General features: G+C 35.0%; 13 protein-coding genes. 4 read left to right on the forward strand and 9 right to left on the reverse strand.

The window, feature by feature from the left end; all coding sequences use genetic code 11:
* Positions 1-469: 469 nt before the first annotated feature.
* On the forward strand, positions 470-1,168 hold the full coding sequence (locus NMY3_RS15315) for a hypothetical protein (protein ID WP_231100123.1): 699 nt from the start codon (positions 470-472) through the stop codon (positions 1,166-1,168).
* 1,026 nt (positions 1,169-2,194) lie between these two features.
* On the opposite strand, the gene NMY3_RS15320 is transcribed toward NMY3_RS15315, so the two are convergent.
* The gene (locus tag NMY3_RS15320) at positions 2,195-2,437 is read right to left on the reverse strand and encodes a hypothetical protein (protein WP_196816677.1); all 243 of its coding nucleotides are present in this window, start codon (positions 2,435-2,437) and stop codon (positions 2,195-2,197) included.
* A 656-nt stretch (positions 2,438-3,093) separates the two neighbouring features.
* Entirely contained in the window at positions 3,094-3,465 is a 372-nt protein-coding gene (locus NMY3_RS15325) for a hypothetical protein (RefSeq protein WP_196816678.1), read from the reverse strand.
* Positions 3,466-4,324: 859 nt separating this feature from the next.
* Between NMY3_RS15325 and NMY3_RS15330 the strand changes: the two genes are divergently transcribed.
* Positions 4,325-4,600: a hypothetical protein gene (locus tag NMY3_RS15330; protein WP_196816679.1), complete on the forward strand. Its 276-nt coding sequence runs from the start codon at positions 4,325-4,327 to the stop codon at positions 4,598-4,600.
* On the opposite strand, the gene NMY3_RS16770 is transcribed toward NMY3_RS15330, so the two are convergent.
* On the reverse strand, positions 4,592-4,876 hold the full coding sequence (locus tag NMY3_RS16770) for a hypothetical protein (RefSeq protein ID WP_231100124.1): 285 nt from the start codon (positions 4,874-4,876) through the stop codon (positions 4,592-4,594). The two genes, NMY3_RS15330 and NMY3_RS16770, sit on opposite strands and share 9 nt — an antisense overlap.
* A gap of 189 nt (positions 4,877-5,065) precedes the next feature.
* On the opposite strand from NMY3_RS16770, the gene NMY3_RS15335 reads away from it, so the two are divergent.
* A complete protein-coding gene (locus tag NMY3_RS15335) occupies positions 5,066-5,278 on the forward strand; it encodes a hypothetical protein (RefSeq protein WP_196816680.1) in 213 nt (70 codons plus the stop codon).
* Positions 5,279-5,595: 317 nt separating this feature from the next.
* Here NMY3_RS15335 and NMY3_RS15340 read toward each other — a convergent pair whose 3' ends face one another.
* Positions 5,596-5,772, reverse strand: a complete 177-nt coding sequence (locus NMY3_RS15340) for a tautomerase family protein (RefSeq protein ID WP_196816681.1) — start codon at positions 5,770-5,772, stop codon at positions 5,596-5,598.
* A gap of 1,260 nt (positions 5,773-7,032) precedes the next feature.
* Between NMY3_RS15340 and NMY3_RS17125 the strand changes: the two genes are divergently transcribed.
* Positions 7,033-7,185, forward strand: coding sequence for a transposase family protein (locus NMY3_RS17125; protein ID WP_196816682.1), 153 nt, complete (start codon positions 7,033-7,035; stop codon positions 7,183-7,185).
* 658 nt (positions 7,186-7,843) lie between these two features.
* On the opposite strand, the gene NMY3_RS15350 is transcribed toward NMY3_RS17125, so the two are convergent.
* From NMY3_RS15350 to NMY3_RS15370, 5 genes are all read right to left on the reverse strand, one after another.
* On the reverse strand, positions 7,844-9,487 hold the full coding sequence (locus NMY3_RS15350; RefSeq protein ID WP_196816683.1) for an MFS transporter: 1,644 nt from the start codon (positions 9,485-9,487) through the stop codon (positions 7,844-7,846).
* A gap of 751 nt (positions 9,488-10,238) precedes the next feature.
* Complete coding sequence (locus NMY3_RS15355) at positions 10,239-10,769, reverse strand: potassium-transporting ATPase subunit C (RefSeq protein ID WP_196816684.1); 531 nt, start codon at positions 10,767-10,769, stop codon at positions 10,239-10,241.
* A gap of 13 nt (positions 10,770-10,782) precedes the next feature.
* Positions 10,783-13,020: an HAD-IC family P-type ATPase gene (locus NMY3_RS15360; protein ID WP_196816685.1), complete on the reverse strand. Its 2,238-nt coding sequence runs from the start codon at positions 13,018-13,020 to the stop codon at positions 10,783-10,785.
* Positions 13,021-13,048: 28 nt separating this feature from the next.
* Positions 13,049-14,683, reverse strand: coding sequence for a potassium-transporting ATPase subunit KdpA (gene kdpA / locus NMY3_RS15365; protein ID WP_196816686.1), 1,635 nt, complete (start codon positions 14,681-14,683; stop codon positions 13,049-13,051).
* Positions 14,684-15,513: 830 nt separating this feature from the next.
* Positions 15,514-15,717 carry a hypothetical protein gene (locus tag NMY3_RS15370; RefSeq protein WP_196816687.1) on the reverse strand — a complete coding sequence of 68 codons (204 nt, stop codon included), beginning with the start codon at positions 15,715-15,717 and terminating at the stop codon, positions 15,514-15,516.
* Positions 15,718-15,982 lie beyond the last annotated feature (265 nt).

Consider the following 15,982-nt stretch of genomic DNA (forward strand, 5'->3'; position numbering starts at 1 on the left):
CTTAGATTCACCAATCCTATGCTTTAGATCGTCGGAGAGGCGCATTGAAATATTCCACAACTCTATGAAATAGCGAATATTGAATATTACTATAAGGGTTCTCAAATAGGTAGCAGCTAATACTGAATTTTTGTATTCTTACTGAAAATACAGAATGTGCTTGGCATCTTTGCTACTTAGAGAACCACTAAAATAAAGTCCATGTAATCGAATATTGATATAAACACTGACACTTTTCTTATGTATTGCATTTTCTTGAACATGTGTCGGAAATCAAGGAAAGAGTAAAGGTCATCTCATGATGACAAGTTTGATAAAAAATCCAATTTAATCTATCGATAGTGTTTAAAAATCAATACCATGGCATAGGCAACTAATTAGTAGAAAGTCTAAAATTGGATGATACTTTTCTTAATTGTGGTGTATTAGGATAATAAGGAATTGGTATGGTGCCCATGTCGAAAATTTGATGCTCATACCCATATTAACCATAGCAACCATTTTCATTATTCTCTCCACAATACAATCCATACATGCTTTTCCCATTAACAATATTGATTCTACAAAACTCCAATTACCTAATCCACAGAAATCAATATCGCTAAATGAGATGAATATAGGTAAAATTATTCTGTATAGCATAGTAATCATAATTTTGGTTGTTACCAGGCTCAAATGGGCCAAGCATGGAAGAAAAGTAACGAGAAAGAAAATCATAATCGAGTCGATTTTCTTTTTGGCAATAGGCTCTATTGTTATCTTTGATTCATTTTATAATGTTGGTATCCCGATTTTATATCTTATTCCTTATCTGGTTGTGTTTTTTGGTTTACAGCATTATTCATTTCTTCATTCAAATAGCTTCATATCGTTCTGGGCAGATTCAAAGACTAAATCTATTTATGTAAAGGGCGGAACACACATACATTTAGCATATGTAATAGGAACAGCATCCCGTATCATTATATCTGTCTTGTTTATTGGCAGTTTGTTTACGCCTAGCCGACATGGGGTAATTTACATTGATAATTCGACGCAAGTACTTGCAACTGTTGTATTTGATTTGCTATTGATGATTTCTCTTGGTTTGTTAGTAGGAATAAATAGGAGAATACTCATTCGATATAATTTAATTAACACAGGAAAAGAAAAAATTTCTGAAAAGTAAAGATATGATTGTATAAATTCCTTATCAGATTGGGATTTTCAACCCATGGATTAAAAATTTAAACGTCGATAACTCCCTCCTTACTTCATTCCTAGGTATCGGAGGTAATACCATATGCTTCCACAATGTAAATATTGTCATGGTACTAATTATAGGATATTTCTAACCTAGATATTTTGACTAGAAAATCATGACTTGTGCTCAGTATATAACATTGTGACCTCAATCCTCAACCGAAAATTACTTACACACTTCTACATCATGTTTCTTTACATTTTTTATCATTTCTTCATCTGTTCCAGATTAGATTGTGTCGGAATACACATGGTCCAACATCTTAGATCAAGACGGAGCTCCACATACTTGAAGTATTTTGCTTCAAATTAAAGTTAACTTTCAAATTCCTTCTTTTAATAGAAGGTAAAGGAAAACCATTCTTTAATTTTAACGATTTGTTACCTACATTTTTAACAGGATCGTAACATCACAATGGACTAATTCCCTCTCGCGAAAACCGGTAAGGATGTGCATAATCTTTCGATCAATTCATTCTTGCATTATCGTAAATGACAAGATAAATCCCACATTATTAAAAGTACTTGATCAATTTTTGATTTTCTGTAATCGACTTTTAAAGAACTGTCCCAATACATTTGGGATCATTAGATTTAGTGATTCAACAAAGATGGTTGCTTTCCAATTTGAATGTGTAATGTCACGGAACTAAATTGGGTGGATCCGAATCCGTAGTAGACGATTGTAAGAAAACAAAGGTAGATAACTAATGGGGTGTAGACTACTATCGTATTTCTTACACGGGTCAATCCAACTGACTACGATAAAGTATAAGACTAGTCGTATATTTGACTAAATAAATAAAAAAGATCAGCTCAAACCTTTTGATGAGCAATATCACTCGAGAAAATTAAGGTAAATTTTTCAACCCTATTATACCAATATTTGAGAACACTCAACCTGTCTATATAGGAATTAAGTCGTTTTGAATAGAATTATCGAAATATTTTTTTATAGAGATTTGCCTAGATTTTCAAGAGTTCTGACTATCAGGTAGTCCTTGTCACCATACATGAACCCGACTCTTTGCACCCCATTAATACCGTGAAACGCTATGTAATCCAATACAAATTGTTCACAACCCTGTCTAATTTCCTGATATGAGGACCCGCTCCCAACAAACTCCAAATAAACATCACTTCTCCTTGCTACTGCTACCTTAACCTTTACAGTTAGAGTTATATCAAATGCCATATTTTTGCCCTGAGAAAAGAGACTATAGGACTAAGTATTTGTTTGTTTGTTTATGTGAGAAAATACTAGGTATGGTTGGTAAATTACCTTGTCTTGATGAATTCTTTCCATTCCACAATTTGTTTGGAAGTACTTCACCCATCAAGATCTGTGAATGATATTGGTCTATAAGATGCAATAGAGTCATAATTTCTGATATCTTTTTACCAGGGAATCGGATGAAATGCTCCCAGACTTTTTTATAAGGTCTATTTAGTCACAAAGGTCTTGATTGGCATCTCTATAACTATGTTTGATTTTCTTGTTATCCATTCGGGGCTTTGCAAACATCCCCAATTACTGCCCCAACTGCTGATTATCCACCTAAGTTTGCGTTTGTTGTTTGACCTAGTACATGGTTTGCTTTTTCTGTTGTTGCAATAGCATTGTCTGTGAAGTGGGTTGGGGTTAAAGGTGGGAAGCACATCACTCACATCAACAACTTCACTTTGAATTACTCGAAATTATCAATAATTGATTTTGACAACAAAGGAATTTCCATTCGTAGATCTTTTAACCTCTTTCTAGTCAGGCATTCCAACTTTCTTTCATATGATTGAGAAACTTTACTTACAAGTAGGTAGAGGGACAATCGAGGAACTAAAAGTGTTGTATTATCATCTTTTGGTAAAAATGATTATTGCAGTAATTATAACGTATGATATCTGAAATATTTCTATTGCAACTGCCAGTTCAAGTACCCCAGGTGGTGTCAACTGCGGATTCCTAACCGATTCAATGACTACGTAGCCAGTTAGACCCACTAATACAGCGGTACCCGCAAATCCAATAACATTCCAAATCCTACCCCATTTTTTTACCATCGGCAAAACCCAAAAGAGCTGTGCCAAACCAGAAATCACAAAAAACGTTGTGTATTGGATACCAGCAGTAATTGAGCTTGGAACTAGCATGAGGTGTAAAATTCCAGCTATACCGGTACATGCTGCAGCACCCAGATAAAGGAGTGTTCTATTAATATTTGCCATTTCTGATCCAAACTACCTATCTATGATTAATGCTGTGAATTGTCAGCACTCCGCTATATAATCCATTTGTTGTGGGCTAATTTATCTAATGAGTCGACACAGTATAAAATACAAAGTAGCATGATGCATAGAATAAATAAAATATGAACATTCTATCCTGGACTAAATTATTGGTAATTAATTCCAAAAGTCCATCACAACAAAGAAACTGATATTCAAAATTATTTTCCCACGATAGCATCAAGATCTTTTACACCGTCTCATTGTTTTATCTTTAATATGATTATTTCCTTAAAATAAAGTACATGTCCATATACCGTTTTATGCTTGGTCAGTAATTCGACGATATTAACATGTTAGACGAATACAAAAGGAAAAGAAATTTCAATTCTACTTCAGAGCCTAGCGGGATGCAATACTGCCAATAAAAGTTCCTATCTAAAATTAGTAAGCAGATGAGCGGAAACTTTCGATTACTGACATACTTGACCTGAAGTTCGGGATCAATTAAAATTTTACGATGGCATTAGAATATGAGGTTGGATTGAGAGCACTGTTCTTGATTATCAAAATTGATTCAGTTGTCATCAGTTGGGCGTTACTGTTATAAAGTCTACTGAGCCAGCTTATGAAAAACACTTCTCTTGAAAATTTGTTACCATCTATGTATGAAAAACTCCTTACCGCAAGGAACTTAATCCCCCGCGTATCCGGGCCCACTACTCTATTATAATATCTATTTGAGTAAGATAATAGTAGGATTTTCAAAGATTCAATATTCTTTCTAGACGATGAAATATCAGATTTTTAAATAACTATCAATCAAAATCTTTATTTTTAGTCTCGTATCTACTTCAAGGTGTTTGAAGATAGAGATATTGCTGGAATTGATGCAACAGTAATTGCAGGTATCTTGATTTTAGCAGGTGTTACCACTGTTAATCCGAACATACCTGAACAACTAAGAATTTCTGAAGCATTTGCTATAACCTGGGAAATGATTTTACCATTTGCAATTTCAGCAGTATTCGCATTGGCTGGGCGTGTAAAGATTGCTAAAATTCTTACTGCTGCTGGTTTTATACTTCTCATCATAATGTTATTTGCAACATGGCAAGAAACTTACCTAAGGTAGAACTCCATTGAGTTTTATTGGAGAATATGATGGAGGGATCGACTGAACGTTAACTAAATTTGAATAATTGTAGATTGTATTCAAACTGTTCGCTTGCATTAGAACCCTATTGTCACGAGGAACATATTCCACCCCGCATGAGAACTGAGATGGAATATAAAGATATTGTTTCAGAATGATGTGATTGGGTGTTCGATTTGTAGTTTTTGTTTTATCATCTATTTCAATTAGATCAATCTTGTAATCTACATTCTTAAGAATATGTAAAGTATTCATTCAATTTTACATGTGTTACGATTACTGATACCTAAATATAAGACCTTATTTTACATAACATTTATGAGAAAAAAGATAAATATTTATGATGAAATCTTTTTCTTGGAAAAATGAAGACCATTCCAAAAAATCTTTGGTGATCCAAAGCCCTACTAAGAATATTAAATATATAGATGATGAGGTAAAGACATGGAAAGTACTAATGATTCCATTGAAATATTAGCTAATTTGGAAGGAAACAGCCTATCAATAGTAGGTGATACTTATCGAATTATAATAGGCAGCGAACAGACCAGTGGTGCTTATTCCATCGTGGATATGCTAATTCCTCCAAATGTGGACCCACTACCTCATTCTCATAGCAAGTTCCAAGAGGCATTCTACATAATAGATGGAGATTGAAGTAATAACAAAGGGTAGAAAATACACTGCAGGAAAAAGTTCACATGTAAACATTCCCTTTGGTGGACCAGGACAGAAACTATAAATTTCGAATTATTTGGACTAAATCTACATGAATTAATTTTTGTCGAACTTTTTTTCTAAAACCGATATATTTTACTCGATCTGTTTTCATGTCATATTTGCAACTTCATCGTAATTGCAGACTAATAAGTCAAATTGAGGAAACCAATTAGGAGATCTTTGAACCGTACTACTATCACTACTGCTGCGACATGGAACTAAAAGTTAATGGATAATATTTTCTTAGTTGTACCTTACAGACGGACACCAGATGCATACCAATTTCCATGAGGTGCTTCAGTAAATACTATTACAACTTCTTCTTTACCAACTCTCAATATTTTAACTACATCCTCTGTAATTGCTTCTGCCAATCTGTCTTTTTCTTTTTGAGTTCTTCCAGTAAATAGTTGTACATTAACTATAGGCATGGTAAATATGCGTTATGGACACTAATAAGATTTCATTTGATTTCAATATCTATGTGGTCATAAACATATGAACGCGATTCCATAAATGCTACTTTAGAACAATAATTTTGTGTTCTCTTTGAATACTATAGAAGATATGCCTGAGCAATCGAAGACAGATAAAATGATAAAATAAAAAAGGAATTAGAAGAAAAAATTGTCAAAAAATGAACAATTATCTTCATCAAGTAATCATTGAGTTAGATTATCAGTTCAATGTAATGTGATGGACGGAATATAAGAGTTATGAGATTTTTTGCTATTTGGTCCAAGGATGTTAACTAGATCTCTTGCTTAGTTAGTCCAAGCAGCACTTTTGAAAAGATGGTCATGAATATCGTAATTTCTCTAAATTATTTTAAAGGATACTAGAAAAATTAAACGATGTTTGTCTTATAAAGGGAGGAGGTTAGATTTTCTAACGGTTTAATTTATTTATAAATGAGATTGCCTATAGATATATTAGGGGAAATTAATTAAATGAATGTGTCTCAAGTGACACAGGTTAACTTTTCTTAAAAAACAAAACTAAATTCCTATTGATAATAAAATCCACAATCCAATCACCAGATTTTGACTATATAGTACATAGTATGTTAATAAATATAAAAGATAAAAGTGAATCTACATTTTTCAGGTCTTGGAGTGGTTTTATAACATATCAAGAAATAAGTCAATGTTTTATAAAATTCATTTGACCGATATTTAACACGATGTCTGATAATTCTTTTACTGGTTTTCACTAAAATGCTCCTAATTATCTTTAAATTGAGTTAATCAGATCTTGCGTATAGCCAAACAGCTTTATTTCCATCCTTCTCTGTTATGTAAAGATGTCATTTCCCTTTGTTATCCTACTCCAAATTATCCAGAAAACCAATTATTTTCATATCATTCACAGTTCTTTCGGTCAAACAGTTTGACGACATCTATAAGGAAATAGAATCAAAGTATGCAAAACACGAGATAAAGCTTCTGTCTTCCAAAAGAAAAAGAGGACGAGATATAGGTGTGGGGATGCGTTTCAAGCTTATTTTGAAGGATAGAGTATTCATGGTTTTGGTGTACTGTAGTCTGTACGTCACCTATACATTGATGTAATTTCTATTTGGTTTAGACCAGAATAACGTATGCAGGGATATAGAAAAGATAGAATCCTTGATTAAAAATTGTTTACCAATCCATCAAAAACTGTACAATGTAACTAAAAGGTTGAAAACGATGGAAGAATTTGAAGAGTATTTCCCTGGCTTTATGGCTTTTGTAGACTGTACAGAACAGCCTATACCAAGACCATCAAAGAACAAAAAGAAAAGAAGACTATTCTATTCTGGTAAGAAAAGGATGCACACGGTCAAGATCTGTACGCATTAGGGGACTGATAATCCATAAAACAAAACACAACCAAGGAGGCAAAAAGCATGATTACAACGTTTACAAAATTAATCGTCCTGTTGATATCTCAAAGAATGTCCTAAACATGTTTGACCTTGGGTTCTTTGGTGTAGAAGAAGACTATCCGGAACAAAAATCATCGCCACATATCAAGAGGGGATAGACCGCGAGTTATTTGTAGAAGAAAAGGAGCACAACCGTAATCATTCCAGAAGTAGGATAGTAGCGGAACATGTCATCTGTTGGAAAAAAAATACAGGATAATGAATGAGGTATTCAGAAACAGACTCCGAAGATACGATAATATATCAAGCATACAGTATCAGGACTGGTAAACTATAGAATAATGAATTTCATATAGTTAAAACACTAATAATAATAGCCAGAAGAACACATTAACCTGTACTAATTATGCACTAGATCGCTTAACCAAGACTGAAGCCGGTCCTTTCTTGTATAAAATGATGTTAGTTTTCATTTCTACTTTTTTCAAGGAAATGTTTGGTTGATGAACAAACTAATTGAAGAAGGAAAAGTAAGGACACAAAGTATCATAGGGCTAATCTCAAGGATTTTCGAAATAAACCCAGTAAAGTTTGAATTTATTCTTACGCGCAAATATGACTCTATAGAGAAGCTATTTGAGAGGTGATTTTCCTATATAGTGCGATATTGTAGGTGTGGGGCAATTCTTGATAAGTGCACGGATTCTATCTTCCATAACTTGAACGTTTTTGGTAACATATTCATGCTGACGCATATGATCAGTCCAAGTATCGGCTATTCTGATTTCTATGTAGTGACCGGTATCTGTGGGATCTTGGAATAATTCCCAATATGCCATTCCTTCACTCTTAAGAAGACGTCCTAATTCATGTACATTATGCTCAAACTCATCAGAGAGACTTGGATCAATCTTGTTATATTCAATTGTTATTAGTGCTTGATTTTCATACTGTGAAGGGTCAATTGAAGATTGAGGGGGAAGAGACCAATGATCGCTTACGGGTGTAAAATCCAGATCGTTCAACAAAGTGCTGCTATAACGTTTCTTGGCAATAATGGTTGCAGCCAAGGCTAATGAGGCAACTGAAAGTGTGATTTGGATACCAAATACATTAGCAACTGTACCCCAAATTACACTCCCTATCGCCAAGCCACCATTGAGTACAAGAAGATAGATTGCTAACACTCTAGCTCCAATCCACTTTGGTGCAGATTTTATTCCAATCGTATAAAATGTTGACAATATTGTAATGTAACCTGCTCCACCAAAAGCCATTACGATGCAAAGAATTAAGAGATCTTGTATATATCCTATTGCAAATGTTACAATAGAAAGTAATACTACAGAACCTGTAATCAGAGATTCTACCGACGCCTTAGGGCGTAACCTTGGCAAAATTGCAATTCCACCAGCTATAGCGCCCATACCAAATGACCCTAACAGGAGTCCAAATCCAGTGGAATCAAGCCCTAATTCATGTCTAGCTAAGAATGGTAAGAGAGATAATACAGCACTGCTACATAATGTAAACAGACCAGCACGCACAATTAATACACGTGCAGCTTGAGAATGACGTATATACCGTATCTGAACCCGGATAGCTCTTACTATATTCTCTGGCGGTAGTGAGTTTTGATTTTGCGAAATATCAGACTTTCTTGGCAATCTATTTACGATAATGATCATTCCAATAAAGGCAGCTGAATTAATGAAAAATACGGCCCAGGGCGCAATTGCGGCCACAATGAGACCACCAACTGTTGGGCCAATTACACGGGCTATGTTACCACCCAGAGCACTAAGAGTAAGAGCCGCAGGCAGTTCGGATCTTGGAACGAGTCCGCTCAATGTGGGGATGATAGGAGTTTTAATCATAGTCAGACCCGCGCCTAATGCAAAAGTAAATATCAAAAGTACTGTTGGAGTGGTAAGACCAATGAGAGTAAGAATTCCTAGTAAAGTAGATATTATAAACATGTATGCACAAGTAACAAGGAGTATGCTGCGCCGATCAAAAATGTCAGATAATATTCCTGATGGTAACGCAAATAGAAAAATTGGTAAAGCAGTAGCGGTTGTGATGAGAGAAACAAATAATGGATTAGATGAAAGAGAAGTCATTAACCAAGATGCCCCCACGTCGTACATTGCGGCACCAACATAAGAGAAGAGAGCTGCTATCCAGAGTGTTCTATACATAGCAGATTTGAAAGGACTCAGTCCTGATTTCGAAAAATTTTCTTGTTTGTCATCGATCCTTTCATTTTCATTCATTGAAAATAGGTAAGTGAGAGTTAGTCATACGTTTTTCTATGTGTCATGTTATCCATATGCAACATAAATCTCAAATGAGGTTCAAGCTAGGCAGTTTTGAGATTTATTTGATCTAGCAAGGATAATTTTAGTCCCCTTAACTTTCATCTCATTCTGCTTTGATGTATTTTGAGCAAAGAAATTGGTAGTAGGGTAAATAAGAAACTGTGATCGTACTTTTGAACAAAATGTCCTTAATGGAATATTTTAACTCCCCGAGTATTAAGCCATCTGTTCCTCTAGTATCAAATGCTTTGTATAGTTATTGTAGTTCTCTAGTTAGATCAAATGAACTTCTAATGATCTTATTAGAATTAGGATTCACTATAAGAATGCTAACAAGAGGATCAAATTACAAAAAGTTAAAATTAATACTACTATTATGACCGACCAAAGTACAGCATTAATATTTCTTTGTTCAATTCTTATATTTCCAAATTACAAATAAACGTGCTCCTGGACAACACTCATAACCAGCACATATCAAATCAGACACTGACAGGAAATGACAGTCCGTGGAAAACAAAGTCACAGAAGCTATGAGTCAGGATGAATAGCTGCTAGTTCTGCCGTGTAATTATCTAATACTATTTCTCTGCTTTAACCAATGAGTATCCTAAAGAAACTGCAGATATCACCAAAAAAGAGATAAATGCACTAACAACAATCAATCCTTCCAATTATTTAATCACCTCTCTTCCTTTCATCTTTTTCAATTGAGATTAGATACCTCCGAGCGATTGTAGACTTCTGGGTACTGATTTACTAATTCTAAGTTTACTTGTAATACATTCACGTAATCTGGAGCAAAGAAAAGTGCATTTGTTACCTTGTTCTGTTCAATGTTTAGGTTCAGCAAGGTTCTCAGCGTATTTTGATGTATCCCCGTAGCTTCACTTACGTTTTTGATTTGAGCATATGCCGATTCTGGAGTTAAATGGGGATCTACTGTTGAAGCAGAATCGCTTGGCGGCCTTGAGTGAAAGAACATGTCTGAATCAAATTCCTGAGCTATCAATTTTGAACCAGTTTTCTCGCCTTTAAATTCTATAATGCTACCACTAGATTGGAAAGGCAAAGTCAGCTGTCCTACTTCGGCCAGAATAAGTGGATAGGCAATTCCAAGAACTACTACCATGACAACCAAAACTCTAATTGCAGTTTTCAGGTTACCAAGTATCAAACTAGCTGTAAGCTTTTCGTTATTAGATTCGTTTTCTTTTTCATAGTTTTTATTTTCCATTTTTTTCACCTCTTTAACTCATGAATGTTGAAAGTAACATGTCTATTGCCTTTATTGCTACGAATGGTAATGCTGCGCCCCCTACTCCATAAATAAGAATATTTCGCACAAATAACTGCTGTGTTTGCTCAGCTTTGAATTTTATTCCTCTTAATGAAAGAGGAATAAGTGCAGGAATTATCAGAGCATTAAAAATTAATGTTGAAAGAATTGCAGTTTCTGGACTTGAAAGTTGCATTATGTTTAGGGATGCTAGTTTAGGATTATCATCTGCAAACATCGAGGGAAGAATTGCGAAATATTTTGCAGCGTCATTAGCGATACTAAAGGTAGTAATTGCACCTCTAGTCATCAACAATTGTTTTCCTAGTTTTACTACTTTGAGGATTTTAGATGGGTCAGAGTCAAGATCTACCATGTTTGCGGCTTCTTTTGCAGCAGCTGTTCCACTATTCATGGCTAATCCTATATCAGCCTTAGCCAATGCAGGTGCATCATTTGTCCCATCGCCAACCATCCCTATAATGTGGCCTTTTTGTTGTTCTTCTAATACTCTCTGTAGCTTGTCAGTTGGTTTGGCTGCAGCCATTACTTGATTAACGTTTGCTTCTCGAGCTATTACTTGAGCCGTTACCTGATTGTCTCCTGTTATCATAATAGTAGTTATTCCTGCAGTATGGACTTCATCGAGTTTTTGACGGATATTTTCTTTGAGGTTGTCCTTTAAGACTACCAATCCTATTACTTCGTCGTTAATCGCAATTGCTAACGGGGTTTCACCCTTCTTGGCTACTTCTTGAGCTTTCCATTTTAGTTCGGCAGTATTTAAGCTAGGATTCGACTTTGCTAATTCAATAATTACATCCACCGAACCTTTGAGAATTTTTACTGGATTTGCAAATGAGTTTTTCTCCATATCTAGTAACATATCATGTATTTTACCATGACTAGACCTGTCGATAACATCTTCCAGATTCTCAAGTGTTGATGAATCTGCTTCTTGTTGACTTGTAACTGTTTTTGCAAGATTTCGTAGCTCTTCTTCATCGTCTTTATCCAGTTTAACAACTTTACTTGGGATGAATTCTATGCCACTTACCCTAGTTTCTGCAGTAAATTCAATAGGTCTTGCAGAAATCATTTTTTCTAGCATTGGTGGAAGATGCTTTCTCTCCTCAGATAGGTCCACAATTGATTTACCTTCATGAGTATTGTCTTGTATAGATGCTGCATATGCTGCTTGACCTACATCTTCTTCGGTATATTTTGCCATAGGAATAAATTCAATAGCACTTCTGCTACCTTCTGTTATTGTTCCTGTTTTATCTAAGATAAGAATATCACAATCCCCGGCTGCCTCAATTCCTTTACCTGACTTGGCTATGATATTATCTTTACCTAATCTAGTAATACCTGCCACACCAATAGCTGGAAGTAAACCTCCAATGGTGGTGGGCATTAGCGCAACCAATAATGCTACCAACGTGGCTATGTCTGTATTGTAGCCCAAAAAATAGGCAGAAAACAACAAAGTTACAATCACGGTAATAAAAATAAGAGACAGACCAGCCAAAAGAATGGTCAAGGCTATTTCATTTTGTGTTTTGGGTCTAGTTGCATTTTCAATTAAGCCAACCATTTCGTCTAAATAGCTTTTTCCAGCTTCTGCAGTTATTTCTACTACGATACTATCTGTGGTTACTATGGTCCCACCCAGTACGTGATCATCTTTTTCCTTAAATACAGGGTTGGACTCACCTGTCATCATTGATTCATCGATAAAGGTTACCCCGCTTACAACCAATCCATCCCTAGGAATATATTCGCCAGCATACACTTTTACTTCATCACCTGGTTTAAGCTGAGATGATTTGACGACTACTTCCTTTCCGTGTTCTAATTTTCTTGCAGTCACCTCCTTTTCCAACTTCTTTAGCGAATCTACACGAGCCCTTGCTTGAGCTTCGGACAAAGACTCTGAAAAGGTAGCAAACCATACCGTGAGAATAAGGATGATGGCTACTTCTATATAGAATATTTGATTTTGAGATACAAACGTTTCAGATATGTTCGGGAATATTGCCGCAAAAAGGACAACTAGAAATCCTAGTTCTACAGTGAACATAACCGGGTTGTTTTTTGCAAGGTACCTTGGATCCATCTTTGTTATTGAATCAAGTATTACTATGGAATTAATAGCTGATATTATACTGCTTTTACCGTTATTGTTATTTGATTTTGATACAGTCATATTCCTGTTATCCTGGCTCCTTAATCTCCTAAATTGAAAATGGCCCCAAAATTATGAACGGGAAGAAAGTCAAGGCGGTTAGTAAGAAGGTAAGCGTAACTAATACCGTTATAAACAGTGGACCCTGAGTTTTAATTGGTTCTATTACTTCTTTCCTGTCCTTAAGTGTAAATGATCCTGCTATTGCTAACATTAAGGCAAGTGGCAAATATCTGCCAAGAAACATCACAATTGCAGTAGAGTAGTTCCAAAATGGAGTATCTGCTGATGCGCCAAAGTAATCCGACCCGTTATTAGCGGCTGCTGAGGTATATTCATACAATGTTTGAGTGTAGCCCATTGGGGTAACTTCGTTACCTATTATCGCCTGTGCATTTCCCGTACCTAACGCTATAACAGTGGGTATCAATATTATTGCAGGATGTAAAAGAAAGATATAGACGGCTAACTTGATGTCCTTGGGTCTTATTTTCATGCTCATAAACTCTGGTGTTTTACCCACCATGAGTCCTACTATAAACAGGGTCAATAGAACGAAGATAATCATACTCATCATTCCTGTCCCTACTGCTCCGGGAATAGCTTGCACAAACATAGCTAGGAAAAAGGAAATCGTGGCTTCAGGCGACATTCCCGCTAAGGCAGAATTTGCCGCTCCCGTGTTTGTTCCTAAAGAAACGGTATCAAATAGAATACTTCCAAAACTTCCAAATCGGGTTTCAAGTAGTAACGGACCGCTTTCTACTGAAGTTGCGATTACAATTAGAGTTCCAAATCCGATCAGCATGGCTATAAGAATTGCTATTCCTCTCCCCTTACCCATTAATCGAGCATATGCTATTGGAAAGGAGAGTGGGATTATAAGCATCAAAAACATCTCATACATATTTGATAATCCAGTTGGGTTTTCAAATGGATGAGCAGAGTTAGAACCAAAGAATCCACCACCATTACTACCTAGTAGTTTTATTGATTCAAGAGATGCAACGGGTCCCATATTGATAGTTTGAGTATTTGATGAATTATTATTTACAAGCCCTTCTAGTGTGTTTGTCTCTATAGAAGGTTGAAGGGTCTGTGGAAGTCCAATAACCATCAAGACAAGTGCAGAAACGACAGCCACCGGAAGTAAAAGTGTTATAATAATTCTTGTCAAATCTACATAGAAATTGCCAAGGCCATAGTTTTTTCGTATGAAGGAGCGGATAAATGCAAATGCAGCCGCAATTCCTGATGCCGGGGCTATAAACATCGTAAAAGTTATAGCGACCATCTGAGAAGTTATGGAAAATTGCTGGTCGCCAACATAATGTTGTAAATTTGTATCAGTGATAAAGGAAATCGCCGTATTAACAGCAAGATCGAAAGAAAACCCCCCCTTACCTTCTGATAAAGGTAAATAATTCTGAAATGTTAAAATGAGGATAATAAATACAACTACTGCCATATTTGTTATAAATAAAGCAAGAAAATACTCTTTCCAACTCATTTGTTTAGTTGCGTTTATTCCAATTACTCTATAAAAGCCGCTTTCTACTCTAGCTAGAGTTTTTTCCAATGGTCTCATTTCGAAGGTTATCATTCTAGCAAGGTAAGTACCAAAAATGGTTGCTAGACCTATAGTCCCCACTATGAGAACACAAAACTGAATTGTCGTATCCAACTATTTCATCTGGTTTTTAATTTTAGTAACCTAAATCCTCTTAACAGAACGCTAATATATAAGGATTATCTTATCACAAAAAATGGAATGGTAATTCATAGTTGAAAATATATATAGTATCACTTCAATTTGATATAAATATTACATAAAATTAATCTAAATATCAATATAATTATATCAAGTCACAGAAAGACTGAACAAATAAAAAAAGGTCATGCAGGTCATAATACTCTTAATTCCTATATGCATTTTAGAGACAAGTTATTGAATTTGTTCACAAACTTTGATCTTTAACTATATGTATTTGACCGCATATCATAATATTAACACAAATAAGAAAAGGGTAAAGAAGCAAGAATCAATTTTGAAGGACAGTTTGGGATTTAGGCGACGACTAAGACAGGTTACATGGAACTAAAGGATCGAATGCTATATAGAAAGAATTGTGCTCAAGTATATCTGACTATGTTTAAATCATGAAAACATTTTGATGATGTCAGTCATAGTTGCTGTGATAAAAAACGATAGTATTATTAGGAACGTATATGCTATATTAATCATCGATTCGCAATCGTAAAAGATATTGTCCATTTTTGTTTACTTCGAATTACTTTTAGTCTGTTTTAAATAGTTGCCAATTTAGTATCCAATATTTTGAAAATCATAGCCAAATAATGATATCCTCAATAATATTTTTTAAATTAAGGAGGTTTTTGAGATAATAAACCGTCACTTCTGACTCTTAATTTGAGAAGATCAAAATAGATATTGATAGAAAAAAAAAGGAGGTAATAAAAAATTAATTTTGCTGCTTTAAAGGCAACTTACACCTAATACGGTGCAGTTGAGTTGTCTGTGCCAGTGACGTTTCCACTGGTTCCTGTTGCATTTGAGGCGGCTGTGTCTGTTGTTGAGCTTGCGTCACTACTTGGTGTCGTTGGGGCTTGAGCCATTGCTGTGAACGTAAAGGTACCTGCCATCAAGGAAGCTGTTGCAAGAATACTTGCTATTGCAAATAAGTATATTTTATTCATGGTTTTTTAGATTATGAATTATCACTTATATTTATTATCTAAAACATTGCTATACTTTTATTACATTCAGGTTATATAGTATGTTGTAATTACAAGGTTTTTATTCATACAATAAATTACAATATAACCATATCTGTATGTTCTCGTTGCTATTTAACTTGGACTAAGTAGGTAATTAAGAACTAAATCCATCCATCCCATTTCACCAGTAATTGTTTAACAGATTCTAACATATTCTCATCTCATCAACCATTTGTGTGGAGTA

It is taken from the genome of Candidatus Nitrosocosmicus oleophilus (genome assembly GCF_000802205.1).
GTDB lineage: Archaea > Thermoproteota > Nitrososphaeria > Nitrososphaerales > Nitrososphaeraceae > Nitrosocosmicus > Nitrosocosmicus oleophilus.

Coding starts and splice junctions, on each gene's coding strand:
- NMY3_RS16770 (WP_231100124.1), bottom strand. CDS start 4,876: ATGAATACTTTACATATTCTTAAGAATGTAGATTACAAGATTGATCTA.
- NMY3_RS15350 (WP_196816683.1), bottom strand. CDS start 9,487: ATGAATGAAAATGAAAGGATCGATGACAAACAAGAAAATTTTTCGAAA.
- NMY3_RS15325 (WP_196816678.1), bottom strand. CDS start 3,465: ATGGCAAATATTAATAGAACACTCCTTTATCTGGGTGCTGCAGCATGT.
- NMY3_RS15355 (WP_196816684.1), bottom strand. CDS start 10,769: ATGGAAAATAAAAACTATGAAAAAGAAAACGAATCTAATAACGAAAAG.
- NMY3_RS15340 (WP_196816681.1), bottom strand. CDS start 5,772: ATGCCTATAGTTAATGTACAACTATTTACTGGAAGAACTCAAAAAGAA.
- NMY3_RS15315 (WP_231100123.1), top strand. CDS start 470: ATGCTCATACCCATATTAACCATAGCAACCATTTTCATTATTCTCTCC.
- NMY3_RS15335 (WP_196816680.1), top strand. CDS start 5,066: ATGGAAAGTACTAATGATTCCATTGAAATATTAGCTAATTTGGAAGGA.
- NMY3_RS15320 (WP_196816677.1), bottom strand. CDS start 2,437: ATGGCATTTGATATAACTCTAACTGTAAAGGTTAAGGTAGCAGTAGCA.
- NMY3_RS17125 (WP_196816682.1), top strand. CDS start 7,033: ATGGAAGAATTTGAAGAGTATTTCCCTGGCTTTATGGCTTTTGTAGAC.
- NMY3_RS15370 (WP_196816687.1), bottom strand. CDS start 15,717: ATGAATAAAATATACTTATTTGCAATAGCAAGTATTCTTGCAACAGCT.
- NMY3_RS15360 (WP_196816685.1), bottom strand. CDS start 13,020: ATGACTGTATCAAAATCAAATAACAATAACGGTAAAAGCAGTATAATA.